The 26019-nt window shown below is 47.6% G+C and carries 22 protein-coding genes and 1 riboswitch; of the genes, 15 read left to right on the top strand and 7 right to left on the bottom strand.

Features of this window, described 5'->3' with window-relative positions; all coding sequences use genetic code 11:
- Positions 1-12 precede the first annotated feature (12 nt).
- Positions 13-654, bottom strand: a complete 642-nt coding sequence (gene gmk, locus IUA53_RS00615) for a guanylate kinase (protein WP_044055501.1) — start codon at positions 652-654, stop codon at positions 13-15.
- Between the two features lie 211 nt (positions 655-865).
- Here gmk and IUA53_RS00610 point away from each other — a divergent pair, with 211 nt between their 5' ends.
- Positions 866-1534, top strand: coding sequence for an alpha/beta hydrolase (locus IUA53_RS00610; protein WP_196897886.1), 669 nt, complete (start codon positions 866-868; stop codon positions 1532-1534).
- Positions 1535-1616: 82 nt separating this feature from the next.
- Here IUA53_RS00610 and IUA53_RS00605 read toward each other — a convergent pair whose 3' ends face one another.
- Complete coding sequence (locus tag IUA53_RS00605; protein WP_196897884.1) at positions 1617-2678, bottom strand: GGDEF domain-containing protein; 1062 nt, start codon at positions 2676-2678, stop codon at positions 1617-1619.
- 180 nt (positions 2679-2858) lie between these two features.
- On the opposite strand from IUA53_RS00605, the gene hemC reads away from it, so the two are divergent.
- From hemC to IUA53_RS00585, 4 genes are read left to right on the top strand one after another with little or no spacing between them, the layout of a single operon-like run.
- Positions 2859-3797: a hydroxymethylbilane synthase gene (gene hemC, locus IUA53_RS00600; RefSeq protein WP_196897882.1), complete on the top strand. Its 939-nt coding sequence runs from the start codon at positions 2859-2861 to the stop codon at positions 3795-3797.
- Positions 3797-4516 (top strand): uroporphyrinogen-III synthase, encoded by a 720-nt coding sequence (locus IUA53_RS00595; RefSeq protein WP_196897880.1) that lies wholly within the window; start codon positions 3797-3799, stop codon positions 4514-4516. The genes hemC and IUA53_RS00595 overlap by 1 nt, the downstream gene beginning before the upstream one ends.
- Positions 4517-5677 (top strand): uroporphyrinogen-III C-methyltransferase, encoded by a 1161-nt coding sequence (locus IUA53_RS00590; RefSeq protein WP_196897878.1) that lies wholly within the window; start codon positions 4517-4519, stop codon positions 5675-5677.
- A complete protein-coding gene (locus IUA53_RS00585; protein ID WP_196897876.1) occupies positions 5674-6849 on the top strand; it encodes a heme biosynthesis HemY N-terminal domain-containing protein in 1176 nt (391 codons plus the stop codon). Before IUA53_RS00590 ends, IUA53_RS00585 begins: the two co-directional genes overlap by 4 nt.
- A gap of 97 nt (positions 6850-6946) precedes the next feature.
- Here IUA53_RS00585 and hydA read toward each other — a convergent pair whose 3' ends face one another.
- From hydA to IUA53_RS00560, 5 genes are all read right to left on the bottom strand, one after another.
- A complete protein-coding gene (gene hydA / locus IUA53_RS00580; protein ID WP_196897874.1) occupies positions 6947-8392 on the bottom strand; it encodes a dihydropyrimidinase in 1446 nt (481 codons plus the stop codon).
- A gap of 42 nt (positions 8393-8434) precedes the next feature.
- Positions 8435-9910 carry an NCS1 family nucleobase:cation symporter-1 gene (locus IUA53_RS00575; protein ID WP_196897872.1) on the bottom strand — a complete coding sequence of 492 codons (1476 nt, stop codon included), beginning with the start codon at positions 9908-9910 and terminating at the stop codon, positions 8435-8437.
- Positions 9907-11181 (bottom strand): Zn-dependent hydrolase, encoded by a 1275-nt coding sequence (locus tag IUA53_RS00570; protein ID WP_044055492.1) that lies wholly within the window; start codon positions 11179-11181, stop codon positions 9907-9909. The genes IUA53_RS00575 and IUA53_RS00570 overlap by 4 nt, the downstream gene beginning before the upstream one ends.
- A gap of 458 nt (positions 11182-11639) precedes the next feature.
- Positions 11640-13142, bottom strand: a complete 1503-nt coding sequence (locus IUA53_RS00565; protein ID WP_196897870.1) for a CoA-acylating methylmalonate-semialdehyde dehydrogenase — start codon at positions 13140-13142, stop codon at positions 11640-11642.
- A 30-nt stretch (positions 13143-13172) separates the two neighbouring features.
- Positions 13173-14522 carry an aspartate aminotransferase family protein gene (locus IUA53_RS00560; RefSeq protein WP_044055490.1) on the bottom strand — a complete coding sequence of 450 codons (1350 nt, stop codon included), beginning with the start codon at positions 14520-14522 and terminating at the stop codon, positions 13173-13175.
- Between the two features lie 102 nt (positions 14523-14624).
- Here IUA53_RS00560 and IUA53_RS00555 point away from each other — a divergent pair, with 102 nt between their 5' ends.
- From IUA53_RS00555 to IUA53_RS00510, 10 genes are all read left to right on the top strand, one after another.
- On the top strand, positions 14625-15557 hold the full coding sequence (locus tag IUA53_RS00555; protein ID WP_044055489.1) for a LysR family transcriptional regulator: 933 nt from the start codon (positions 14625-14627) through the stop codon (positions 15555-15557).
- Between the two features lie 26 nt (positions 15558-15583).
- Positions 15584-16213, top strand: coding sequence for a TetR/AcrR family transcriptional regulator (locus tag IUA53_RS00550; protein ID WP_044445898.1), 630 nt, complete (start codon positions 15584-15586; stop codon positions 16211-16213).
- Positions 16214-16546: 333 nt separating this feature from the next.
- Positions 16547-17713, top strand: a complete 1167-nt coding sequence (gene cofG, locus IUA53_RS00545) for a 7,8-didemethyl-8-hydroxy-5-deazariboflavin synthase CofG (RefSeq protein WP_196897868.1) — start codon at positions 16547-16549, stop codon at positions 17711-17713.
- A complete protein-coding gene (cofH, locus tag IUA53_RS00540) occupies positions 17706-18998 on the top strand; it encodes a 5-amino-6-(D-ribitylamino)uracil--L-tyrosine 4-hydroxyphenyl transferase CofH (RefSeq protein ID WP_196897866.1) in 1293 nt (430 codons plus the stop codon). The genes cofG and cofH overlap by 8 nt, the downstream gene beginning before the upstream one ends.
- Complete coding sequence (cofD, locus tag IUA53_RS00535) at positions 18995-19957, top strand: 2-phospho-L-lactate transferase (protein WP_196897864.1); 963 nt, start codon at positions 18995-18997, stop codon at positions 19955-19957. The genes cofH and cofD overlap by 4 nt, the downstream gene beginning before the upstream one ends.
- Entirely contained in the window at positions 19950-20561 is a 612-nt protein-coding gene (gene cofC, locus IUA53_RS00530) for a 2-phospho-L-lactate guanylyltransferase (protein ID WP_044058633.1), read from the top strand. Before cofD ends, cofC begins: the two co-directional genes overlap by 8 nt.
- Positions 20562-20570: 9 nt before the next feature.
- The gene (gene cofE, locus IUA53_RS00525) at positions 20571-21344 is read left to right on the top strand and encodes a coenzyme F420-0:L-glutamate ligase (protein WP_044445895.1); all 774 of its coding nucleotides are present in this window, start codon (positions 20571-20573) and stop codon (positions 21342-21344) included.
- On the top strand, positions 21341-22009 hold the full coding sequence (npdG, locus tag IUA53_RS00520; protein WP_196897862.1) for an NADPH-dependent F420 reductase: 669 nt from the start codon (positions 21341-21343) through the stop codon (positions 22007-22009). Before cofE ends, npdG begins: the two co-directional genes overlap by 4 nt.
- 85 nt (positions 22010-22094) lie before the next feature.
- Entirely contained in the window at positions 22095-23096 is a 1002-nt protein-coding gene (locus tag IUA53_RS00515) for a TIGR03842 family LLM class F420-dependent oxidoreductase (protein WP_044055482.1), read from the top strand.
- A gap of 367 nt (positions 23097-23463) precedes the next feature.
- Complete coding sequence (locus IUA53_RS00510) at positions 23464-25806, top strand: TonB-dependent receptor (protein WP_231401223.1); 2343 nt, start codon at positions 23464-23466, stop codon at positions 25804-25806.
- 78 nt (positions 25807-25884) lie between these two features.
- A riboswitch (TPP riboswitch) is annotated at positions 25885-25996 on the top strand.
- The last annotated feature ends 23 nt before the right edge of the window (positions 25997-26019 follow it).

Genomic DNA, 26019 nt, shown 5'->3' with positions numbered 1-26019 from the left:
TGTTTTTACATATTAAGCTGTGCCAAGCAATTCGTCCAATAATGTCTGATAACGCATTTGCTGTTTTTGCGTGCGCAGTCGCTGCGCGATCACTATCGCTTCGAGGTCGTGCAACGCGGTAGCAAAATCGTCGTTTATAATCACGTGGTCGAATTCACTAAAGTGAGACATTTCATCCACGGCTTTTTTCATTCGCCCAGCAATAACCTCTTCGCTGTCTTGGCCACGGCTGTTAAGTCGTTGCTCGAGTACATCAATGGATGGGGGCAAAATAAAGACGCCGCAGGTATCGGGCATTAAGGTTTTCACCTGACGCGCGCCTTGCCAATCAATATCCAGAAAAACGTCGATACCTCTATGCAAGGTTTGTTCTATGGTGACTCTCGACGTGCCGTAATAATTACCGAACACTTCCGCCCATTCGAAAAACACCCCCTGCTCGATTAATGCCTCAAATTGCGCACGACTCACAAAATGATAGTGCTCGCCATCCACTTCGCCAGGCCGGGGTTGCCGCGTGGTATGAGACACAGACACCTGCATAGGATAACTGTCACTTCCTTTGTATTTTTCCATTAGCGCTTTGATAAGGCTAGATTTTCCCGCACCTGAAGGTGCAGCCAGAATAAATAAATTGCCAAGTAATGAAGACATGAAGGTATTAAATTATTTTCAATAGGTGGTGATTTCAGAACGCAATGGTAGCATATTGAACAAATAAGCCGTAGTAGCAATAGGTGGGGCACATCGCAAATTGTGTTTCCTCAGCCGTTTTGCCCTTGGCGTACAATAAAAAATAATAATAGCGAAACGACAGCCATTCGCACCACAAGCAAAAAACGACACATCATTTAGGGAGACACTTATGACACAGCTACTGCCTTGCGTAGAGCACAAACCTTCCGTTGCGCCAACTGCCTGCGTTATTTGGCTACATGGTTTAGGTGATTCTGGCCATGGGTTTGCTCCTATTGTGCCTGAGCTAAAATTACCCGAATCCATGGCGGTTAAATTCATTTTCCCCCATGCGCCAGAACGGCCGGTAACCATAAACGGCGGCATGCGCATGCGAGCATGGTACGACATAAAGTCGCTGGATTTTAATAGTCGTGCCGACCTTAGCGGCGTACAAGAATCAGCAGAGCAAGTAAGCGCGCTTATTGATGCACAAATTGCCAGTGGCATTCCTGCCAACCGTATTGTGTTAGCCGGCTTTTCTCAAGGTGGGGTTGTTGCCCTTCACCTTGCCCCACGTTTAGACAAACAGCTGGCAGGTGTGATGGCTTTGTCTACGTACTTATGTGAGCCTGGTTTGCTCAGTGAACAAGCAAAGGAGACCAATCGCCACATTCCTTTCTTTTTTGCCCACGGAAATCAAGATGAAGTGGTACCTATGTTTATGGGCAATGCGGCCTATAAAACCTTAAAAGATAACGGCTTTAATGCGAGCTGGAAAAGCTACACCATGCAACACAATGTGTGTATGCAAGAACTCAATGATATTTCCACATGGCTGCAAAAGGTACTGGCATAGCCCTAGCGCCTTAATAGCGCCACGAGGCTAAGGGCGGAGAAATAGGGTTTACCCATTCATGGCGTATCCCCTGCTCTGCCCATCACACCACTTTATTCCTGCCTGTGCGTTTAGCCTCATAAAGGTTGATGTCAGCTTGCTTAATCGCCTCTTCTATTTGGGCATCGGTTAGTGCAGTTTGCACCCCAAGGCTGGCCGTTATCCTGTGTTCAATTTCGGCGCTTTTGTACGGATTATTCTCAATATGCACACGCATTTTTTCAGCGAGTTTAACGGCGTCACTTAAGTTAACACTCGGAAATATAATGAGAAATTCCTCTCCTCCTCCTGTACGTGCCACAATGTCTGTCGCCCTTACAGACGCTTTCATCAGCTTAGTGATATACACCAACACATCATCCCCTACGTCGTGACCATAGGTGTCATTAATCACCTTAAAATGATCAATGTCTAATATCACCACACTTAACGGAAAATAGTCGGCGGGGTCTTCAGTGGCGCGAGCAAAATAAACCGCTTCTAAAAAACGTCGATTTGGCAGTTTGGTCAGCGGGTCTGTGTTGGCCTGACGCATATTTTCAAGGGTATCTCGATACATTTCTTTGCGGCTTTGATTCCAAAAAAACTCGCCAATAAAAGCTACACAAATAAAACAAAATGCTGAAATTAAAAAGCGCGTGACATCTTCATCGTCATAATTCGCCTGCAACAACCATTGATTATACAAACCATACACAATGAGCCCCATAGTGACTGTCACATAAGCAATCGCTGCTTTGTATCCCACAATGATAATTTGAATAAACAGAAGCGGAAAAATAAAATACAGCCCCGTATTTTTATAACCACCGGTGTACACAATGCTGAGGGACATGAAAATTACGAGCACACCAGCAATGTAATAATGAACGTCGCTGCCACTATACAAATGGGAAAAAATAGCATTAAAAAAAATAGCGCAAGACCAAAGCCCTAGTAAAAACGCCAGCAAGTTATTGCCTACCATCAAATTTTCAATGGCAAGAATCGCCATGATGGAGCTACCCACATAAGAAATGAAAAAAAGCGTTAGACGCCTACGCTTAACCTCCGCCTTATTTTGGTGTGTGTATTTCAGCAATTGGCGTATGGAAGAATGATCCACTGCGAAAAAAGCTCCTTTAAATCGGCTTGTTAATGATAATAGTCGCCGGTTTGCCTTTTAACCAATCTGAAAACTATGCTTATTGTCATAGATTTAAGTACAATAACGCATCATTGTTTTAATCAGAAAGCCAAAGGTTAGTGTATCTATCGCACATCCTTGTTAATTGTCGGGACCGCTATGACACAAGCAAACACATCAAGAACTCTTCGAATTGCCACCCGTAAAAGTGCATTAGCACTATGGCAAGCCGAATATGTAAAAGCCAAACTGTTGGAACACCACCCAAGGTTGCAGGTAGAGCTTGTGCCCATGAGCACCCAAGGCGATAAAATTTTAGATACACCATTAGCCAAAATTGGCGGCAAGGGCTTATTTATTAAAGAGCTTGAAATCGCCATGCTTGAAGGCCGCGCCGATATTGCCGTTCACTCAATGAAAGATGTACCGGTAGCATTTCCTGAAGGGTTCGGTCTGCATGCAATTTGCGAAAGGGAAAATCCATTTGATGCCTTTGTTTCAAATACTTATGAGAGTTTAGACACCTTACCTCAAGGCGCGATAGTAGGCACATCAAGTCTGCGCCGCCAATGTCAAATTAGAAAGCACCGCCCCGATCTTGTGATTAAAGACCTACGCGGAAACGTGAATACACGGTTAGCTAAATTAGATGCCAATGAGTACGACGCTATTATTCTAGCATCGGCGGGCCTGATACGCTTGGGCATGGAATCGCGTATTCGTATGCCTTTACCTGAATCTGTATCCTTGCCAGCGGTAGGGCAAGGGGCGGTAGGCATTGAATGTCGTAACGATGACGCTGAACTTATTGAACTTCTTTCTGCACTTAACCACAGTGAAACCAACACCCGCGTCACTGCTGAAAGAGCCATGAACGAGCGTTTAGAAGGTGGCTGCCAAGTGCCTATTGGCAGTTTTGCCACTTTAGATGGTGGTGCACTCACTCTCACCGGCATGGTGGGCAAACCCGATGGTTCTACCCTCTTGTTTGCCTCTGCCACCGGACCTACTGAAAATGCGCAAAGTATTGGTGTAGAAGTCGCTGAAGCCTTGCTTGAACAAGGTGCCGGTGACATTCTAAAAGCCTTATACGAGTAATGTTGTTACTCACCCGCCCCCTGCCTAAATTAGATGCCAGCGTCGCCGCCTTTAGGCAGGCGGGGGTTTCGGTAACAGGGGTAGCCACCTCTGATATTGAATACAACGACATCGCTATCGCTAAGCTGCATCAATATCTTTTGCAGCATAGCCACGCCACCCTTATAGCCACCAGCGTATTTGCTGTACCGGCACTCGCCCAAGCGTGGCCAGACGCCCCATCATATTGGCCAATATTGGCGGTGGGTGATGCCACAGCCACTAAAATAAAATCACATCTACCTCAAGCCACTGTTTTCACGCCTGCACAGCATACCTCCGAAGGTATACTGGCTATGCACCAACTTAATGAGGCAAACTGTGAAGACATCGTTATTATTAAAGGAGAAGGTGGGCGCGATACCTTGCAAAATACGTTAAGGTTGCAAGGCAAGCAGGTTTACCCATTCTGTGTTTACAAACGCGTTGCGCTAGCGCAACCTTTTTATACAAATAACTGGCAAATAGACGATGTTAGCGGCATTATCGCTACAAGTGAAAACATGGCAATGCAGCTTATTGCCTCTCATTCAGATCACATTTTGACGTTACCTTGGGTAACAGTAAGTGAACGTATAGCGAGCACCCTGCGTAAACGGGGTATAGAAAATGTGGCAGTTTGCGAACAAGCCACAGACCAAGCACTGATTGCGTGGATTAAGGACAACTGGGAGTATTGAATGGCCGACAACGATGATAAAAACCTTGTGGAAGGTGAAGTAATTAATACTAGCGCAGAACCTGCCCCCCAGGTCGAAGACTCAGCCTCGCCCAAGGCGAATAAGAAAAAGTCATCTTCAGGGAAAGGGCTACTGTGGATTGTGGTAATCATCTTATTCCTACTCGTCATAGGAATAGCCGCGGCGGGCTACTGGTATTACACCCAGCAACAAACCAAAGAAGCGCAAACCGCCTCTCAGCAAAGCGACACCCAACGCCAGTTGCAATCGCTAACCGAAGAGCGTACCACCTTGACGGCGCAATTCGAAGAAATGGCGAATGCCAATCTGCAGCTATCTAAGGATGTAGAGCGCTTAAAACAGCAGAACACAGCACTTACGCAACAAAGCGAAGCTACCCTTGCTCAACTCAATACAATGGAAGGTCGCCGTCCAGCCGATTGGCTCATTGCCGAAGCCGATTATTTAGTCCGAATGGCCGGGCGCAAACTGTGGCTAGAGAATGATGTCCGTACGGCTATTTTGTTGTTAGTGAATGCAGACAAGCGCCTGTCGTCGCTGGCTGACCCATCGGTGCTGCCGGTTCGCGCTCACTTAGCAGAAGATATTCAAACCCTGCAGCAACTGAACCCTGTATCTCAAACCCAAGTGGCGTTAGCGTTAACAGGCATGATGGCACAAATTGATAACTTGCCATTAGACACGTTTGAAAAACCGGTAGACGCAGATGCACAAAATCCTGAGCTATCGGAATCGACAGACGACTGGAAAGAAAACTTAAGCAAGGTGTGGCGTTCTATGGTTGACGGCTTTTTTACCGTTAAAACCCTGAGCGGCCCCATTGAACCTGTCATGTCTTTAGAGGCGCAGTTTTTAGCGAAAGAGCAGCTTCGTTTGCAGCTTATGCATGCGCAGTCAGCGGCTTTGCAAGGCGAAAAAGGGTTGTTTGAGCAATCACTGCAATACGCACAAACCTTGATCGATCAAAACTTCGATCTAAGTAGCTCGTCGATATCTGGCTTTAGTCGGGCGTTAACCAATTTACGTGAAACAGATATATCTCGCCCTATCCCAAGTCAGCTTGCCTCTCAGCAACCCCTAGAGCGCCTACTTGATACCCGCGTGAAAAAGGTATTTGGTGAAGGAGCAAGTGCATTATGAAATGGTTAGTCATTGCCTTAGCGGTGCTGGCCGCCTTTATTATTGCGTTAATTGTGGGCCCTATGATTCTGGGTGACACGGGGTATGTACTGATTTCGTTGGGGAACAAAGCCATAGAAATGACCGTCATTAGCTTTGCCATTATTACCCTGTGTTCGCTATTAGGCTGGTACATTTTGTGGCGCGTGACACTTTGGGCAATTAGCCTACTTACAGGTTCACACAAATGGTTTGGCGCGTTAGGCGAACGCAAGCGCAAGCGCGCCTTTTATAGCGGCCTTCAGGCAATGGCGGCGGGCGATTTTACCGAAGCCCAAAAAGCGTTGAGTCAAACCACCAATGGCGACTTTGAGGGCGTAAATTACCTAGCGTCAGCGCAAATTGCGATGAATAAAGGTGAGCACGAAAAGGCTCACTATTTTTTACTTCAGGCATGCGATTATCCTAATGCAAAAGTGGCCGCCACCCTTATGATGGCAAGGCTGGATGCGGCTAATGATAACGTGAATGACGCGCTTGAAAAACTCAATGCACTCCCTGAAGATACGCAAACCAATAAGCCGGTTGTGCGTTTGAAAGCAGAGTTATTGGCTGAACTCGGACAGTGGAATACCCTTGAGGAAAACTTAAGCCAATGGCGAAAAGCCCTGTCTAAAGAAAACTATACCCTGTGGTCGCAACGTATCGCAAAAGGAAAGTTTGCTGAAATAGCCAGTAAGCAAGGGGCTTCCGAGCTGAAAACCTACTGGCAAAACTTGCCTCGTAAAATGCGTCATGACGACGCCTATCAAGCGGCTTATGTTCAGCAATTGCTAGCGCAAGGAATGCACGACGACGCCCAAACTTGCTTGGTGGAATGGCAAAAACGGGGTAGAAAAGCCAGCCTATTCCCCTTGTTTAAGCAGCTTAACTTACCCAATGCTGCTCCCTCGCTTCGCTTAATTGAAGCTTGGATAAAGCAAGCGCCGGAAGATGCCTCACTTTACTCTACCTTAGGGCATGTGGCGCATCATTCTGGCGATGATGTATTAGCAGAAAAAGCCCTGCTGAAAGCCACCACCTTAGCGGCCAATAAAGAAGACTTGCTGCTGTTAGCGAGTATTAGTGAACGTAAACAAGATGCGGTGGCGGCACTGCAATATTTCAAAGAAGGTCAAACGGTGGCAAGTTAGCCTTTTTTGAGGTGAATACAAAAACGCCAATCACTTCTCTTTGTGATTGGCGTTTTGCGTTAGTTTAACCATCAACCCAAAGGGTAGGTGGAAAACGTTAGCTTTTTCTATTTACCGGCTTAGGCTCGGCAAGTGCTTTTCGGCGCTGCAATGACTCATAAAAAGGCGCATAAGTAGGGCGCATAACATATTGACCATCTCCCTCTTTGGCCAGTAATTCGCCCTCTTTCCAGGCCACCACACCATTACAAATAGTGAGTGTAGGCACGCCTGTGACCTCCATGCCTTCAAAGATATTGTTTTCAATCTTAGACATGTGCGTTGACGCGGAAATGGTCTTTTTACCATTAGGATCCCATACCACAATATCGGCGTCTGAGCCTGGTGCAATCGCCCCCTTGGCCGGGTACATATTAAAAATTTTTGCGGCATTGGTTGAGGTCACTGCCACAAACTCGTTGGCGGTTAACTTGCCACTATTTACGCCCTTCTCCCACAATACTGCCAGGCGTTCTTCAACCCCCGCGGTGCCGTTAGGAATTTGGGTAAAATTGTCTTTGCCCATGGCTTTTTGCTCATTACAAAACGCACAATGGTCGGTTGCCGTAGTTTGCAGTGTACCGGCTTGCAAGGCTTTCCATAATGCATCTTGGTGTTTCTTTTCGCGAAACGGAGGGCTCATGACATGAGCAGCAGCGCGCTCCCAATTGGCGTCTTGGTAAACACTGTCATCAACCGTTAAATGCCCTGCCAACACCTCACCATACACATGATGTCCTCGGCTTTGGGCATAACGAATAGCATCAATACTTTCTTGTACCGAGCAATGCACTAAATATAAAGGGGCGCCAATGGTTTCTGAAATACTAATGGCACGGTATGCCGCTTCACCTTCTACCATAGGGGGACGAGACAAAGGGTGGGCTTCTGGGCCTGTTATTCCCTTTTCCATCAATTGCTGTTGAAGGTGATACACAAGTTCACCGTTTTCGGCGTGCACGGTTGCAATGGCTCCTAGCTCCATACAGCGGGTAAAACTCGAGACCAAAATGTCATCGGTAGCCATGATGGCATTCTTATAGGCCATAAAATGTTTAAAGCTATTAATGCCATACTCAGTGGCTAATGTTTCCATGTCTTGGTGAACGCTGTCATCCCACCACGTAATGGCCACGTGAAACGTGTAATTTGACATAGACTTTTCAGACCAATCTCGCCACTGATGGTAGGCTTCCATTAGCGGCTGGCCTGGGCTGGGTATTACGAAATCGATGATAGTGGTGGTGCCACCTGCCAGTGCCGCCGCGGTGCCAGAGGCAAAATCGTCGGCCGCCACGGTTCCCATAAAAGGAAGCTGCATATGCGTATGCGGATCTATGCCTCCAGGCATAATAAGTTTGCCTGTAACATCAATAACCTCAGCCCCCTCTGGCGCTGATAAATCTTGTGCAATGCGGGTAATTTTACCGTCTTCGCAAAGTACATCGGCTGTATACGTCATTTCATGGGTGACAACCTTGCCACCTTTTAATAATAGCGCCATGTTTTGTCCTTTTTCTCTTGTAACCTAGCCTTGACTGACCATCTATGATGCTTTCGCTAAGTCGCCTACGTGGCTTTGCGCCCCTAATAGCAACTTATTGGCAGCCACGTAATAAATCACGGCACCTGAGATAGAGCCGGTAAACCAGCCATAGTTGTAGTACCAGGTGAAAACATCGGCGGTAACCGCGAGCAAGGTAACGGCGACCGGCACCAAGAAAGCGATAAAGCCGGCCCAATTCACTTTCGGATAAAGCGTACTCGACGTATAAAGTGCGGCCACGTCCAGTTCTTGTTTGCGAATAAAGAAATAATCCACAATCATGATGCCAGCAATAGGCCCAAGCAAACTTGAATATCCCAGCAACCAATTTGAGTACATGCTTTCAACGCTAACGTCAGACTCAATTAAACCTAGCTTCTTCAGCAGCTCCCAGCTCATAAGCAACACACCCACTAACCCGGTAAGCAACACGCCGCGAGTATGGTTAATGTATTTAGGCGCAATATTTTGAAAATCGTTGGTGGGTGATACCACATTGGCAGCGGTATTGGTTGAAAGGGTGGCCACGATAATAAGCAGCATAGCGATAGCGACAAAAAATGGGCTATCAATATGGCCAATAAGGGTGACGGGATCTGACACGGTTTCCCCCACTAGCGTAGTAGATGCTGATGTCAGCAGTACACCTAATGCGGCAAACAAAAACATGGTAAGCGGCAAGCCAATTATCTGCCCTTTCACTTGGGCTTTTTGACTTTTAGCGTAGCGACTAAAATCAGGAATATTTAACGACAGCGTAGCCCAAAACCCTACCATTGCCGTTAGGCCAGCAAAGAAGTAGCTGAAAAAGCCCGCGTCTTCTGGGCGATTTGCGGGGGTCGCTAACACCTCGGTCACCGAGACTTTATCGCTTGCCCACCAAATAAGTCCAATGCCCACAATCAGCAATAAAGGGGCTGCTAAGGTTTCTAGCCACTTTATAGACTCAGAGCCTTTGATCACAATATAGACGTTAAGCGCACCAAACGCGAAGAAACCAATGACTTCCCCTATCCCCCCGAGTGCAGCCCAGCCATCGGAGATGGAAGACAAGAAAAGGTGAATAGCTAAGCCGCCAAACATGGTTTGAATGCCAAACCAACCACAGGCCACAAAACCTCGAATTAAACAGGGAATGTTCGAGCCAACAATGCCAAAAGAAGAGCGCAGAACCACAGGGAACGGAATACCAAATTTAGTGCCAGGAAACGCATTTAATGTCAGTGGTATCAGCACCACCACGTTGGCTAGCAAAATGGTAAAAAGGGCTTCCATTACTGAAAGCCCAAAATAGGATGTTAACACCCCCCCTAGGGTGTACGTAGGCACACAAATCGCCATGCCCACCCACAGGGCAGCGATATTACCTGTGCCCCATGTTCTTTCTGAAACCTGAGTAGGGGCCAGGTCTTCGTTAAAATAATCGCTGGCTTTAACCGCTGGGGAAAGTTCTACTTCGCGTATATCGTCGCTCATGCTATTTCCTCCTCACTTTCTTCTGTGGGTGCCCCCGCAGCTTCGGCAATTCGGTGACTGGCCGTTAGCATGGTATGCAGCAGTACATTGGCACCGGCTTCACACTGCTCTGGGCTAGAGTACTCAATTTCATTGTGGCTAATGCCATTTTCACAGGGGGTAAAAATCATCCCGGAAGGCACAAGATCAGCCATATAACAGGCGTCGTGGCCGGCCCCGGCGTAAATATCCATATGCGAATAGCCCAGCTTTTCGGTGGCGGCCTTTACATCATCAGACGCATTAAATTCAACCGGGGCAAAATACCAGAAGTTGTCTACCGAAATATCTAAGTCTCTGTCTTTCGCTACGCCCTCGCAAAATGCCACAAACTCTTCGTGCATAGTGGCTAGCACCTCTGGGTTCGGGTTTCTCAGGTCGGCGCTAAACTTAATATTGCCGGGAATGGTATTTCGAGAATTGGGGTAAACCTGCATAAAACCCACTGTCCCTAAGCCATTCTCATAGCGATTGGCCAATGCTTCAATTTCTGTCACAATTTTACCGGCCGCCACCATGGCGTCTTTGCGTAAGTGCATGGGTGTTGTACCAGAATGGGATTCACGCCCCTGAACTTCCACGTTATACCAGCGGATCCCTTGGCCTAAACGCACCACACCTATGGCTTTTTCTTCGTCTTCTAAAATTGGCCCTTGCTCAATGTGGGCTTCGAAAAATGCACCTATGTTTCGGCTACCCAGCTCTTCCTCGCCTAAATACCCAATACGCGCCAATTCATCACCTAGGCGTAATCCGTTAACGTCGGTTTTATCCAATTCTTTTTGCAAGTCAAAGCGCCCAACGTACACGCCGGAACCTTGCATGGCCGGTTGAAAGCGAGACCCCTCTTCGTTCGTCCAGACACTGACTTCGATAGGTGTGGGGGTGGTGATATTGTTTTCATGCAGTGTACGCAGAACTTCTACCCCAGAAAGCACGCCAAATACGCCGTCAAACTTACCGCCAGTAGGTTGAGTATCTAGGTGGCTTCCCGTGGCAACGGCGGGCAAGTCATTATTTAGCCCCGGACGTTTGGCAAAAATATTACCAAACTTATCAATGGCGATGTCACAACCTGTGGCCTTGCACCAGTCGCAGAATAGGTCACGGGCTTGCTTGTCGAGATCCGTCGCAGCCAGTCGATTACAGCCACCTTTTTCAGTGCCGCCAATTTCGCCCATTTCCATTAGGCTGTCCCATAATCGCTGACCATTTACTCTTAGCTTTTCCATTTCACTTCCTCGCTGATGCTTATCTTTGTTTTTGCGTTGCACTTGGGGTAAGTAACCCGCGTTTTAGCCCGTTTTGTTGAACACCTTTTTTAACACCAAGGCGGGTAACGCCAAGCCACCGAAAAGTCATTCAGGAACCTCGAATGACCAATTTGTGTGCAGTCATGCACTTTTATTTACCAAACGGTCAAACCTTTTGACGGATTCCACCGTAATATTGTTGTTGGCCATCGGCTTACACACAAATTCGGTTTTCTGTCGCATTTGCTGTTTGTCTTCATCACCCTATACAAAAGGCGTAAGCGGTACTTTTTGGTGTGAATGACGTTCGTTTAACGCCGCCGCAAAGCATGGTGGCTTCATGGTTTTCACACCCTTTTCACCTGTGATGACACAGGCACTTCCCCTCATTGAATTCAAGTTTTGAACCAACTTGACGTTCTTTTACGTTGCTCGCTCTATGAGTGACTTGGGAACGAGAATTGGCTCCCTTCTCGCAAATTGGCTGAAGGCCAACGTTGAGTAACCGCTTTTCTGCGCGTATAAAAACGTACTGAATCTGGCCCATACGCGTGTAAATCACCAAACAGTGAACGCTTCCAACCGCCGAAACTGTGGTAAGACACAGGTACAGGTAAAGGGACGTTCACACCCACCATGCCCACCTGTACTTGGTCGATAAAATAGCGCGCTGCTTCACCATCACGGGTAAACAAACAGGTGCCATTACCGTATTCGTGTTCATTAATTAGGTTTACCGCGCTTTGCATATCGGGGACTCGCAACATCACAAGCACAGGGCCAAAAATTTCTTTTTGGTAAATGTCCATATGTGGTTTTACGTGGTCAAATAATGTAGCACCAAGAAAGTAGCCGTTTTCGTACCCTTCAACGCTAAGCCCTCGGCCATCACACACTAAGTCAGCTTCTTGACTTACCCCAGATTCAATAAAATTTGCAACGGTTTGATAGTGAGCTTCACTGATAAGTGGCCCCATATCATTGCTGTTGTCACAACCCGCGCCCACTTTGAGGGTTTCAACTTGTTGTGTAAGCCTAACCCGCAGGGCATCTCCCACTTCGTCGCCTACGGCAAGGACCACAGAAATTGCCATGCAACGCTCGCCGCACGAACCGTATGCGGCACCCATTAGGGCATTAACGACATTGTCTAGGTCGGCATCTGGCATCACAATAGCGTGGTTTTTTGCGCCCCCTAGTGCTTGGCAACGCTTTCCGTTTTCACTGGCTTTTTTATAAATCGCTTCAGCCACTGGCGTTGAACCAACAAAACTCACCGCTTGAATTGTGCTGTCTTCAAGCAAATGATCTACCGCCGCTTTATCCCCATTCACAACATTAAGAACACCAGGGGGAAGCCCCGCTTCTGCCGCGAGTTCGGCAATAAATAACGCACTTGAAGGGTCTTTTTCTGACGGCTTTAACACAAAGGTGTTGCCACACATAATGGCGCTGGGCCACATCCACAAAGGCACCATAGCTGGAAAGTTAAAAGGGGTTATGCCTGCTACCACACCCAGTGGTTGAAACTCGCACCATGCATCTATGCCAGGGCCAACATCTTTGCTGTGTTCACCTTTTAGCAATTGAGGCATACCACAAGCAAACTCTACGTTTTCGATACCCCGTTGAAGCTCGCCTTTGGCGTCGTGTAAAACTTTGCCGTGCTCTTCACTGATGAGTGCGCAAATTTTATCGCTGTGTTGCTCAAGTAACTGTTTTAAACGAAACATCACTTGTGCTCGCTTTGCCGGTGGTGTCGCACGCCATGCAGGAAAGGCTGCTTGTGCTGTGTCTATGGCATGTTGAACCCGCGCACTCGACGCCATTTCTACTTGTCCGCATACCGCGCCTGTAGAAGGGTTGTGAATATCTATAAGGTTGCCATCTTGTGGGGCTACCTGCTGCCCGTTAATAAAGTGTCCTACTTGGGTGGTCATAACTGCATCTCTATAAATTCTGTGAAGGGATTAACCCGTTTTCTTCATGCCATGGGCATCCATAAGGGTGTCTTGCATGGCGTTAATTAACGCGTCTATTTCTGATTTTTCGGTAGTAAATGGAATACCAAGTTGTAATGTGTCGCCGCCGTAGCGTACATAAAACCCTTTTTCTAGCAGCTTCATTGCCAGCTCAAAGGGGCGACGTGCAGGTTCACCGGGATAACTTTCAATGGTAAAACCGGCGGCGAAGCCTAAGTTGCGAATGTCGTTGATAAAAGGCATGCCTTTTAAACTGTGCACACCTTGTTCGAAATAAGGACTAAGTTCCGCTACCCTTGCCACTAGCTTCTCTTGTTCAAGTATATCCAGAGATGCCATGGCAGCGGCGCACGCTACCGGATGGCCGGAATAGGTGTATCCGTGGGGCAATTCAATGTTGTAAGGTGCGCCGCCTGCATCCACTACGGTGTCGTAAATAAACTGCCGTGTTAGCACTGCGCCCATAGGTATAGCACCATTGGTAAGCTGCTTTGCCACGTTGATCATATCTGGCACCACATCAAATGTGTTTGCACCAAACAGATCCCCAGTACGTCCAAAGCCGGTAATCACTTCGTCAAAGATCAAAAGAATATCGTGTTCATCACAAAGCTGGCGCAACCGCTTTAAATACCCTGCGGGCGGTACAATGACTCCCGCTGACCCTGACATGGGTTCAACAATCACCGCCGCAATGTTTGATGCATCATGCAAAGCAACCATTTCGATAAGCTCGTCGGCCAGATTGGCGCCTTGCGCAGGAATACCTTCGCTAAAGGCGTTCTGTGGAAGTAGCGTGTGAGACAAATGGTCAGACTCCATCGCTGGCCCCCACATTTTGCGGTTAGCGCCAATACCACCAAAGCTGATACCGCCCCAGCTTGCCCCGTGATAGCCTTTTGCTCTGCCGATAATACGGGTTTTGGTAGGCTGACCTTGCTGACGCCAGTAGGCTCGAGCCATCTTAGTGGCCGTGTCAGCCGCTTCTGAACCTGAGTTGGTGAAAAACACTTTATTTATGTCACTTGGCGCCATGGCGGCTAACCTTTCGGCCAACTCGAAGGCCAAGTTATGACCATACTGAAATGCCGGTGCATAATCTAATGTTGCAAGTTGCTTGGCTACCGCCTCGGTAATTTCGGGGCGATTATGACCCGCTCCGCAGGTCCATAAACCCGATAAACCATCAAAAATCTTACGGCCACTGTCATCAATCAGGTAATTACCTTGTGCCCCAGTAATCATGCGTGGCGCTGATTTAAACTGGCGATTAGCCGTATACGGCATCCACAACGCATCCATTGGCTGAGGAGATAGCTGAGAAGCCCGCTGGGTCATGATTGTCTTCCTTCGAAATTAGTTTACTTAGCGCACTTTACCCAGCCGCTTATGTTCGATAAATTATAAATATTCAAATCTTACTTTCATAAATATGAAACTATGCGTGCCATCTTAGGTAATTTATCCGATACCGATATTCGTTTATTGCGGGTTTTCATTGTGGTTGCTCAAGCCGGAGGCTTGTCGGCGGCAGAACTAGAACTGAATATTGGACGCTCCACCATTAGCCGCCATTTAAAAGATTTGGAGACGCGATTGGGCATGGTGCTTTGCCATCGAGGCAGAGGCGGCTTTGCGCTCACCGAAGAAGGTAAGCGTATTTACGAATCTACCCAGCGCTTATTACTATCCCTTCAAGACTTTCGTAATGAAGTGAATGACATGCACCGCCACCTGCAGGGAAATGTGGTCGTGGCCATGTTTGATAAAACCGTGTCTAACGAAGCCTGCAAAGTAAGCGACGCCATTTATGCTTATCAGCAGCAAGCGCCCAATGTGAATGTGGAAATACATGTTGTTCCTGTGAATACCATAGAACAAGGTATACTTGACGGCCGCTACCATATTGGCATTATTCCTACCCACCGTACCTCATCAAGCTTGCACTATCTGCCCTTGTTTGGAGAGCAGATGTACTTGTATTGCGGGGCAAAACATCCACTTTTTAGTGCGCTGGGGAATATTCCAGATACCGCTATTCGTGATGCCAAATACGCGGGTTTAAGCTTTCATAGCCCAAATATGGACAAAAGCATGGCCCTTGGTTTAAACCGAATGGCTGTGGCTAATGACCAAGAAGGGATAGCAACGTTAATTTGTTCGGGAAGTTACCTGGGCTTTTTACCCGAGCACTATGCTGAGTCCTTTGTGGGCAAAGGGCAAATGCGGGCAATAGAACCAGCAAATTTTGCTTATCACTGCGACTTTGCGGCTATTTATCGAAAGTCGCCTAAGCCTACACGTTTGGTCAAATTATTCTTAGACGCGTTAGCGCGAGAACATGGAAAAGAAGCCATCATTGCTGACGATTAGCAGGGGCGACAGGACACAAAAACAACATGACAAAAGCAACGAAAACCCAGGCCAACCGCGCTAAAACTGAGGCGAATATTTTGCGCGCAGCAGAAGCCGTGTTTGCGCAAAAAGGGTTTGCAGGCACCGCCATGGACGCTGTGGCAAAGCAAGCAGGCTTATCTAAGCAGCTCATCATTTACTATTTTCCTGGCAAAGAGAAACTGTACCAAGCGGTTTTGGAAAACATGATTGATCTCTGGCTTGAGAAAATGCAGTTTAACGATGACCCCAGCGCATCGCCTGCCGACATCATCAGCGACTACATTCGTCAGAAAATTGAATTGTCGCGAGATTACCCTAACGGCTCAAAAGTGTTTGCCCATGAAATCATCAATGGCGCGCCAGTACTAAAAACCTACCTTATCGAAAACTTACGCCCCGCCTTCGAAAGGGACATTACCATTATCGAGCGCTGGATAGCGGCGGGGCTCATCAAGCCAATAGACCCCAAGCATTTATTTTTCACAATTTGGGCGGCCACACAAACCTATGCCGACTTTTCTACCCAAATTCAATTATTGCTGGATAAGCCAAGTCTCACCCAAGAAGACTTCGACGATGCCACCCAATTTTTATGTCAGTTTGTCCTCAGTGCGTTAGGCATTAAGCCGTAGCGCACTGCTATTGTGCATCCAAAATTTTTTTAACGGTATTTTCCTTAGATTTTCTCCGATCTAAGGGAGAGAATCCCTCCTCTCGTTCCACACCCTCGAAAAACCACCTTAACATGTTGTTTTGTATGATTAATGTAGCAACATATATCATTCATTAAATCGCCCAGGCAGATTAAAAAACACCCAGCCTGCTCTATTTCGAGCCACGCCACGCACCAAAAAAACCATCAAATAATCTCTTTACCATTTGGTAAAACTCATGCTAAAGATTAAAAAAAGAACAGTATAAAGCGCAATCAAGCGTGCGTGCAGGAACAGTAGGAGAGCCATCATATGCTATCGCGAAAAGACGCTATCGCCCTGGCAAACTGCGATAAAGAAGAACTTGAACACCTTTGTAGCGAAGCCGCTAAGGTGCGCGATACCTATTGGCCAAATACTCTCACCTATTCCCGTAAGGTATTTATTCCACTCACCAATATGTGCCGTGATACCTGCGGCTACTGTACATTCGTGAAACACCCTGACTCTGGGCAAGGCAACATTTTAAGTCGAGATAGGGTTTTATCGGATGTGCTAAAAGGCCAACAACAAGGCTGTAAAGAAGCCCTTTTCAGCCTGGGCGAAAAGCCAGAAAAGCGTTACGCCTACGCCCGTGACTGGTTAGCCACTTTGGGACACACCAGTATGGTGAACTACCTCACCGAAGTGTGTGAAATGGTATTGGACAAAAGCTTGATGATACCTCATGTCAATGCGGGCACCCTCACCTTTGAGGAAGTAAAACAACTTAAGCCGGTAAGTGGCAGTATGGGCATGATGCTGGAATGTACCAGCGCTCGGCTCATGAAAAAGGGTCAGCCCCATCACGCCTGCCCAGATAAAGCCCCCGGCGTACGTATTCAAACCTTGGAAAACGCAGGCAAGCTAGACGTACCTTTTACCACGGGCATTCTCATTGGCATTGGTGAAACATGGGAAGAGCGTATCGATAGCTTGCTGGCCATTAATGCTTTGCATGCCCAGTACGGCCATATTCAAGAGGTGATTGTTCAGAACTTTCGCGCTAAAGCTGGCACCGCCATGGCCAATGCCCCAGAACCAACACTGGACGATATGCGTTTAACCTTGGCCGCCGCGCGGCTCATTTTACACCCAGATATTTCGCTGCAAGCACCGCCAAATTTAGAACAAGAGTACACGGCCTATATCAGTGCTGGCATTAACGATTGGGGCGGCATTTCTCCATTGACGAAAGACTTTATCAACCCAGAGCGAGCCTGGCCGCAAATAGCGACCCTTGCCGGTGCATGCGAAAACGCGGGCTATCAATTGCAAGAGCGCCTAACGGTATACCCCAAATATCTAAGGTCGGCAGAACGCTATTTAGCCACGAATGTTCATGCAGCCATGCCGGCATCTCGCGCTGACGGCCTTGCCGTTGAGCAATGTTTATCTCCAAATTCAGTCACGCGTACGCAAGGAGTTGCCCATGCTTAAAACTTCCCCCTCAAGTCAACTGCCTTTGCCTTTCAGCCCAACATCAATAGAAAAAAAGTTGGCGAAAATACCTTTGCCTTTAGCCGGTATTTTACAGCGTGCGTTAGAAGGCAATGTACCTAATGAAGATGAAATTGAAGCCTTATTTCATGCACAAGGCACCGAGGTTGACGCCTTGCTGCATACCGCAGACCTAGTGCGCGAGGCACGATGCGGTAACACCGCAACCTTTGTGATTACGCGAAATATTAATTTTACCAATGTGTGTCACATGGGCTGCCAATTCTGTAATTTTGGGGTTAATAAAAACGCCGAAAACGCCGAGTTTTTAAACACGGAAAAAGTAGCAGAGCGCGCACAAGAAGCGCAGGGCCGAGGCGCGACGGAAGTGTGCATTCAAGGCGGTTTACATCCAGATATGCCCGCATCTTATTACGGTGAACTGCTCGACACAGTAACGGCGCAGGTGCCCGGCATCCATATTCACGCCTTTTCACCTTTTGAAATTTGGTACGGCGCACGAAAAGGGCGTACAGCCTATCGGGACTTTTTGGCTGACTTAAAAGCGCGGGGACTCGCCAGCATGCCAGGCACCGCAGCGGAAATTCTGGATACGCAAGTTCGACGTCAGCTAACCAAAAACAAGTTAAGTACCGAAAACTGGGTAGAGATAATTGAAACTGCCCATTCACTGAATATTCCCACCACGTCAACCATTATGTATGGGCATATCGATGGCCCTAAACACTGGGCCGCTCACTTAACCTTACTGCGAGATATACAAGGGCGAACGGGGGGATTTACCGAGTTTGTCCCCTTAGGTTTTATTCACGCAGATAGCCCTTTGTACACGCAAAACCCAGATAAAGTACGTACCGGCCCCACCCGCGACGAGCATTTTAAAATGCACGCCATTGCCCGAATTGCGCTGCAGGGGTATATCGACAATATCCAAGCTTCATGGGTGAAAATGGGCCCTGATATGGCCTCGCAAGTATTACGGGCTGGGGCTAACGATCTCGGCGGCACCTTGATGAATGAAAGTATTTCTCGGGCGGCAGGTGCTCGTCATGGTCAGGAGATAGTGCCTAGAGACATGGTGAATTTTATTCAGCACGCAGGGTTACAGGCCGCTCAACGCAATACCCTGTATCAGCAACTTGCTCACTATGGCCGCACAAGCAAGCCAGAACCACAGCTGTCACTTATCGACTATCAACGCTCTGTGCAGGTAAGCGCCGCGTATTCCTCGCCTCAATCTATTCCTGTAAAGGTAAGCGCATGAACACCCCAAAAAATATCGTACTTCTTGCTGGCGGCGTCGGTGGCGCAAAGGCCGCAAAGGGCTTGTACCACTCTACCTACAAAGAGGCCCTGACGGTTATTGGCAACGTGGGAGATGACGACAACTTTCATAACCTCTGGGTGTCTCCCGATTTAGATACTTTAGTGTATACCTTAGCGAACGACGTGAACCCCGTTACCGGCTGGGGCATTAACAATGACAGCTGCAGAATCCTCACACGGCTAGCGCAATTTGGCAGCGACACTTGGATGCATTTAGGTGACTTAGATATTGCTACCCATATTTTTCGCAGTGAATTAAGGGCCAAAGGCGAGTCTATGACCGCCATTACTCAGAAAATTCGCCAGCGCTTAGGGGTGACCGTACCTGTGCTACCCATTACCAACGACACCGTGCAAACCCGCTTAAACACCGACGACGGTTGGGTAGATTTTCAAACCTACTTTGTTCACCGACGTTGCGAGCCGCATGTGACTGGCATTACCTATAAAGGGGCAGAAACAGCTTACGCCAGCCAAGAAGTATTAACCGCCATTGCTCACGCTGACATTATTGTGTTTGCGCCAAGTAACCCACTATTAAGCATTGCGCCTATGTTAGCGGTGAATGAAGTAAAGGACGCGATTGACCAAAGCACGGCCGTTAAAGTGGCCATATCGCCGCTAATTAATGGCAAAGCCGTGAAAGGCCCAGCAGAGAAACTGTTACAGCAAATGCAATTTCCTCCAGGCAATACGGGCATTGCTGAGTTTTATCAAGACATTGCCGATTTGCTCATTATCGATAGCAGTGACAGTGCCGATGAACAAGCCATAGAATCATTTGGACTGGCTACCCATGCTACTTCAACGTTGATGAAATCAGACAGCGACAAAACGCGGCTAATGGAAGAAGTTATTCAGGTTTCCCTTAAACGGGAGGAGGTCTGTTATGCCTGATTTATGCGTTGTTATCCCTATGAAAGACCCCGTGTTCAGTAAGCAGCGTTTATCGCCCTTCTTACCCAGTGCTTTACGGAAAGCCTTAGCAGTAAAGTTGTTTAAGCGCACACTTAAAACACTCAACGGTACATTTCCGCATTGGCAAAAATTAGTGGTAACGCCTTCGCTGTACATTGCGGATATTGCCAGTAGTTTAGGGTGCGCCGTGGTATTTGAAGAAAAAGGCAGTGATTTAAATCAAGCCCTTACGCAAGCTACCCAATGGTCTATCGCGAAAGGATTCCAGCGCCAACTCATATTACCTGCCGACATTGCCAAGCTTGAACGCAGCGAGTTAGATGCATTGGTTGCCTTATCGCAATCGGGCACCCCGGTAGTGATTGCCAGTTCACACGATGGCGGCACCAATGCCTTGTGTACCAGCCCACCCAATGCCATTCGCTATCAGTTTGGTGAGCAATCGTCGCTGGCTCACCAACAAGCGGCCATACACGCTGGGCACTCGCATATCACGGTGCAGCCTGTGCATTTAAGCCAAGACATCGACCAACCTAGCGACCTTCATCACATTAACGATGTGATGAACTCACTGATAGCCTAGGGCGCAATTATGCCATCACTGACCATCACAACCATTGCAGGTATTCCTTACATTCGAAAGGGCGATGATTTGGCCGCTATCATCATTGAGGGGCTTACTCACCAGGGGCAAAAACTGGATGACGGTGACATTTTAGTGATTGCACAAAAGGTGGTGTCGAAGGCGGAGGGCGCCTGCGTTCACATTGACGAGGTTACCGCCAGCGACCAAGCCATTCAACTGGCCAAAAAAGTCAACAAAGACCCGCGTAAAGTCGAAGTAATTTTATCTGAGTCGAAACGACTGGTTAAGGTACACAAACACCCGAATGCCAATGAAGGCATCATTATTACCGAGCATAACCTTGGCCACATTAGCGCCAATGCCGCGGTAGATGAATCCAATACCGACACACCCGGCGAACTTATTTTACTGCCCAAAGATCCTGACGCCAGTGCTAAACGCATAGCAAGCGCGTTGTCACATCATTATCAGTGTCGAATTGGCATAGTCATTAGCGATACCTTTGGCCGGCCATGGCGACTAGGGCAAACCAACGTCGCTATCGGGCTTGCCAATATTCCCGCCCTAAATTTATTAGAGGGGGAATTAGATGCTTACGGACGGCCCCTGAAAGTGACCGCTCCCGCCCTGGCCGACGAGCTCGCCGGTGCATCTGGACTGCTGATGAGCAAACAGGGCAAATGCCCCGTCATTCTATTTAAAGGATTGGAGTGGGCGTGTCAGCCTGACAGCCAAGCTTCAGATTTATTAAGACCCACGAAAGAGGATTTATTCGCATGACCGTTGCAATTTTAGGGGGCACCGGCCCTCAAGGTTCAGGCTTAGCAAAACGCTTTGCATTAGCCGGGCTAGATGTTGTTCTTGGTTCAAGAGACGGAGAAAAGGCCGCACAAAAAGCTGCCGAGCTACAAGCAGCCGTACCTGAAGCTAAAGGCAAAATTACAGGGGCAGATACCATTTCAGCAGCCTCAAAAGCCACTGAATTTGTCATTCTTTCCGTGCCTTGGGCTGCTCATCACGCCACGCTAGATGCAATTCGCCCCTTGTTAAGAGACAAAATTCTTATCGACATTGTGGTGCCCCTGGCTGAAAACAATCCAAAAGCGGTAGTAATGCCGCCAGAAGGATCCGCCACAGAATCGGCACAAGCTTTACTGGGTGACGACTACGCCGTAGTGGGCGCACTTCACAATGTATCGGCCGTCACGTTAAACAAATTGGATGAAAAAATTAATTGCGATGTGTTGGTTTGCGGTAATCAGTTAGACGCGAAAAACAAGGTGATTGGCCTACTCGAAAACCTTGGCGTGCAAAGCTATAACGCGGGGCTTGCCGACAGCGCACGGTGTATAGAGGCCATTACCCCTATTTTGATTCGCTTAAATATTTCTAAGTCGGTGCCTTTTACTCATGCCGGCATTCGTATTTGGGCACCCAATCACTAGTGCTTAAAGCAACTTCGCGCTGTTAATCAACAGCGTCAAAACAACTAAAAATTGAAAAGCTCAACAGGTTTAGAAGGAAACTACAATGGAATTTGGCATTACGTTTAAAGGCTTTGTTAGCCCAGATCGCGCACGTAAATTGGTTAAAATGGCAGAAGAGGCAGGGTTTGATTATTGCTGGTTTTACGATTCCCATATTTTATGGCGTGAATCGTTTGTGGCCATGGCAATGTGCATGGAACACACCACCAAGATGCGCTTTGGCCCCTGCGTCACTAACCCCAATGTACGCGACTGGTCAGTGGCGGCAAGTTTATACGGCAGCTTGGCAAAACAAAGTAATGGCCGCTTTGATATTGGCCTGGGCCGTGGTGACTCGTCAATGCGTGTCATGGGCAAAAAGCCTGCTAACCTTGCTCGCCTTACCGAATTCACACATAAAGTAAAAGCCATGGTGCGCGGTGAAGAGGTGATGTACGGGGAATGCGAGAAGCCAGTTAAATTCCCTTGGGCAGACGGCTACGAATTACCTGTTTGGGTAGCCGCGTATGGCCCTAAAGCGCTTGCTGTCGCCGGCGAACATGGCGATGGCGTAATATTACAAATTGGTGACCCAGACCTTGTACAGTGGTTTCAACAACAGTGCCAAACCGCCGGGGATAAAGTTGACCGCGATATGAGCAACTTCAAAGTACAGGCTGCGGCACCGGCCTATTTTGGGGATATGGAAACCTGCATTGAAAAAACCAAATGGTTCCCAGCCATGGTAGGTAACCATGTTGCCGATATCGTTGAAAAATATGGTAGCGACTCAGGCTTAGTTCCTAAAAGTCTCACCGATTACATCGAGCAACGCCGTGGGTACGACTATTCCAAACATGGGCAAAGCGACAACCCTTACCTCGACTTTATTACCGAAGACATTGTTAAAAGCTTCTGTGTATTAGGCGAAGCGGAGGATCATATCTCGAAAATTCAAGCCCTCAAAAATGCGGGGACTACTCAGTTTAATATATACCTAGATAACGGCGACGAAGAAAACATCATTACTCGCTACGGTAACGAAGTTATTCCTGCGTTTCGCTAACCTTCGATAGGCCATATTAAAACCGCTAATTAAGGCGCATTTTTGCGCCTTAATGGCATTCACACGTCCACACATTTCTCTTCTCCCCCCTTGCTGATTTGCCTTGCTGCCTACGCGCTCGCCCACAAAGGGAGCAGCCTTCATTCCATTTACCTCGCGGTAATCACGCAAACCCAATGTTAACAAAAAGTTAATTTACGCACGTAAGCCGTATTAAGTTTCATAAATATGAAACATCACTTCGACACAAGAATATTTACCCATTGGTAAAACACCTTTAGTTTCAATAGAACAAAAGTTAAACAAACTAACACTACAAACCTCTCCTCAGCAGTCAGTGAGAAAAAAACAATAAAGGGAACACACAATGACCAAGTACCACGAAAAACCAAAGCATAAAATGAGTAAAACCCTTTGTGCGGCGGCAATAGGGTTGGCGCTTCACTCTTCGTACACACTGGCAGCCGATTCGGTTGTGCTTGAAAAAATCACCGTGACGTCACAAAAGCGCGAACAATACATTAACGACGTCAGTATTGCCGTTACCGCATTTAGCGGTGAGCAAATGGACGCGTTGGGATTTGAAAGCAGCACCGACTTAATCGCCTTTACCCCAGGGGTATCGCTTGCGGGTGATATTGGCGGTCAGCGTGCCATTTTTAACATACGTGGTGTGGTGCAAAACGACTATGCAGATATCGCCGAAGCGCCAGTGGCGGTGTATGTGGATGGCGGCTACCTAGCCAGTACTCAGGCACAAACCTTTGGTTTGTTCGACATTAGCCGAGTTGAAATACTAAAGGGCCCACAAGGCACCCTGTTTGGGCGTAACGCAACAGGCGGCATGGTTAACACCATAACTGCAAAACCAACAGAAGAAACGGAAGGTTACGCTGAGGTAACGTTCGCCAGTTTTGAGCAAAAACGTTTTGAAGGCGCATTTTCTGGCTCGCTCAACGAAAATGTGACTGGCCGTATCTCTGTGATGGCCAATAAAATGGGCAATATCCTTGAAAATATTTATGAAGACGGCGCTGAACCCGACACCCGAGCAGGCACAGAAGGTGGCGGCGAAGACGGCTACAATGACGATACCAAAGCCGTTCGTGGTCAACTTAATTTCGATTTAGGAAATAACGCCAATCTGCTTTTAAGTGCCAATTGGGCCGACTCCACAAAAAGTGAAGGCCCGTATCAGGTGATTAATACCACAGAAGTGAAAGACGCGGCTGGCAACGTGGTTGACGTTATTTATGCGGCCGATGACCCGCTAGGTTGTGACGCCATACAAGCCGGCGTTTGTGTAGACGGTAATTTTAATGGCGACCCTTACCGTCCAGTGCAAGGGGGCGACTTTAACGGTAATATCGACCCAGATGGCAGCGGTGAATTAGTTAATAAAGACTTTGCTTTTGACGATCAAAACAAAATTGAATCAAAAGGGTTAGCCGCCACCTACGACTACGAGTTTGATGCATTTACCTTCACCTCAGTGACAGATTGGAAAAACTTTACCCGCGTAATAGGGCTAGATTCGGACCAAACCGCTTCTCCTGAACTGATATTCCAATCCGACGGTGACATTACCCAGTTTAGTGAAGAACTTCGCTTAAATGGCAGCACCATGAACATGAAATGGGTAGCGGGGTTTTATTACCTAAACATTGATACCGAGTACCTACAAGGCTTGGCGGCAAGCCCAACCGGGGGCTACTTAGCGGGCGAAGAGCAAAACACGCTGGCCGATATCGCTACAGATTCATACTCGGTATTTGGCCAAATAGATTACGATTTGGACGACGACCTGGTGCTAGTAGCAGGCCTGCGATTAGTGCAAGAAAACAAGTCACTCGACGGCCAGCTTGTTCAAAATGCCAACCTGGACGACCGGGTTATTGAAGTGGATGACACTGCCACTCCCTTGGTTGACGTTGCCTTAGAAAACGACAAATTTATGTGGTCGGCTAAACTGCAACTCGATTACAAGCCAAATGAAGATACCTTGTTGTATGCCGGTGTGAACCGAGGCGTAAAAGCTGGCAACTTTAATGCGCCATTAGGCGGTGCGTTTAGTACTTACGACCCCGAAGTTCTGCTGGCCTACGAAGCAGGTGCCAAGTTGACCTTGATGGACGGTAAAGCACAGGTTAACAGTAGCGTGTTTTACTATGATTACGAAGATTACCAATCGTTTTCTTGGGTGAACAATGCTGGCGTTGTATTTAACGAACAGGCGCACTTCACAGGAGCGGAAGTAGAAATACTACTCAACCCCGTTGATGCATTAGATATTATGTTAGGCGCTTCTTATACCGATGCGGTGGTGGAAGACTTAGAAGTGGCATCTGGTATCTTCGTAGATACTACACCGCCTTACACGCCAGAATGGCAAGGTTCGGCACTCATTCGCTACACTTGGTCACTAGATAGCGGCTCAATTGCAGCACAAGCCAGTGGCTCTTACCAGTCAGAATCATTCCATAATGCGCGAAACTTTACCGCCCATACGATTGAAAGCCACTTCAAAGCAGATGCGCGGGTTACGTGGGAAGATACGCAAGGATTATGGAGCGTGGCGGCTTATGTGAATAACCTTACAGATTCTGATCATGAAATTATTGGTTTCGATGTATCAGGTTTCTACGGTACAACCCAAATGTCTTACGCCAAACCACGTACTTACGGCATTACAGTTAGACGTAATTTTTAAGGTGTGATATTCATCTAAAGCAGAATTCATAATTTAAACCATTGCCAATGGGTTGATTATGGATATATAGTAAAAAACAGTTACTTGTCGGAGTGCTTCACTGGAACCCCAGTAAGCTGAGACCGCGAAAGCGGGATCCGTTGAACCTGATCAGGCTAATACCTGCGAAGGGAACAAGAAAATAGGCTCTGCCATTTACGTATGCTTGTGTCC

Source organism: Alteromonas sp. B31-7, assembly GCF_015767655.1.
GTDB classification, from domain to species: domain Bacteria; phylum Pseudomonadota; class Gammaproteobacteria; order Enterobacterales; family Alteromonadaceae; genus Alteromonas; species Alteromonas australica.
Note: the sequence above shows the minus strand (reverse complement) of the source record. Positions and strands in the feature narration are given on the sequence as shown.

Bases quoted from the DNA above. Each gene is read 5' to 3' on its own strand.
- gmk (WP_044055501.1), bottom strand. From the start codon at position 654: ATGTCTTCATTACTTGGCAATTTATTTATTCTGGCTGCACCTTCAGGT.
- IUA53_RS00610 (WP_196897886.1), top strand. From the start codon at position 866: ATGACACAGCTACTGCCTTGCGTAGAGCACAAACCTTCCGTTGCGCCA.
- hemC (WP_196897882.1), top strand. From the start codon at position 2,859: ATGACACAAGCAAACACATCAAGAACTCTTCGAATTGCCACCCGTAAA.
- IUA53_RS00595 (WP_196897880.1), top strand. From the start codon at position 3,797: ATGTTGTTACTCACCCGCCCCCTGCCTAAATTAGATGCCAGCGTCGCC.
- IUA53_RS00590 (WP_196897878.1), top strand. From the start codon at position 4,517: ATGGCCGACAACGATGATAAAAACCTTGTGGAAGGTGAAGTAATTAAT.
- IUA53_RS00585 (WP_196897876.1), top strand. From the start codon at position 5,674: ATGAAATGGTTAGTCATTGCCTTAGCGGTGCTGGCCGCCTTTATTATT.
- hydA (WP_196897874.1), bottom strand. From the start codon at position 8,392: ATGGCGCTATTATTAAAAGGTGGCAAGGTTGTCACCCATGAAATGACG.
- IUA53_RS00575 (WP_196897872.1), bottom strand. From the start codon at position 9,910: ATGAGCGACGATATACGCGAAGTAGAACTTTCCCCAGCGGTTAAAGCC.
- IUA53_RS00570 (WP_044055492.1), bottom strand. From the start codon at position 11,181: ATGGAAAAGCTAAGAGTAAATGGTCAGCGATTATGGGACAGCCTAATG.
- IUA53_RS00565 (WP_196897870.1), bottom strand. From the start codon at position 13,142: ATGACCACCCAAGTAGGACACTTTATTAACGGGCAGCAGGTAGCCCCA.
- IUA53_RS00560 (WP_044055490.1), bottom strand. From the start codon at position 14,522: ATGACCCAGCGGGCTTCTCAGCTATCTCCTCAGCCAATGGATGCGTTG.
- IUA53_RS00555 (WP_044055489.1), top strand. From the start codon at position 14,625: ATGCGTGCCATCTTAGGTAATTTATCCGATACCGATATTCGTTTATTG.
- IUA53_RS00550 (WP_044445898.1), top strand. From the start codon at position 15,584: ATGACAAAAGCAACGAAAACCCAGGCCAACCGCGCTAAAACTGAGGCG.
- cofG (WP_196897868.1), top strand. From the start codon at position 16,547: ATGCTATCGCGAAAAGACGCTATCGCCCTGGCAAACTGCGATAAAGAA.
- cofH (WP_196897866.1), top strand. From the start codon at position 17,706: ATGCTTAAAACTTCCCCCTCAAGTCAACTGCCTTTGCCTTTCAGCCCA.
- cofD (WP_196897864.1), top strand. From the start codon at position 18,995: ATGAACACCCCAAAAAATATCGTACTTCTTGCTGGCGGCGTCGGTGGC.
- cofC (WP_044058633.1), top strand. From the start codon at position 19,950: ATGCCTGATTTATGCGTTGTTATCCCTATGAAAGACCCCGTGTTCAGT.
- cofE (WP_044445895.1), top strand. From the start codon at position 20,571: ATGCCATCACTGACCATCACAACCATTGCAGGTATTCCTTACATTCGA.
- npdG (WP_196897862.1), top strand. From the start codon at position 21,341: ATGACCGTTGCAATTTTAGGGGGCACCGGCCCTCAAGGTTCAGGCTTA.
- IUA53_RS00515 (WP_044055482.1), top strand. From the start codon at position 22,095: ATGGAATTTGGCATTACGTTTAAAGGCTTTGTTAGCCCAGATCGCGCA.
- IUA53_RS00510 (WP_231401223.1), top strand. From the start codon at position 23,464: ATGACCAAGTACCACGAAAAACCAAAGCATAAAATGAGTAAAACCCTT.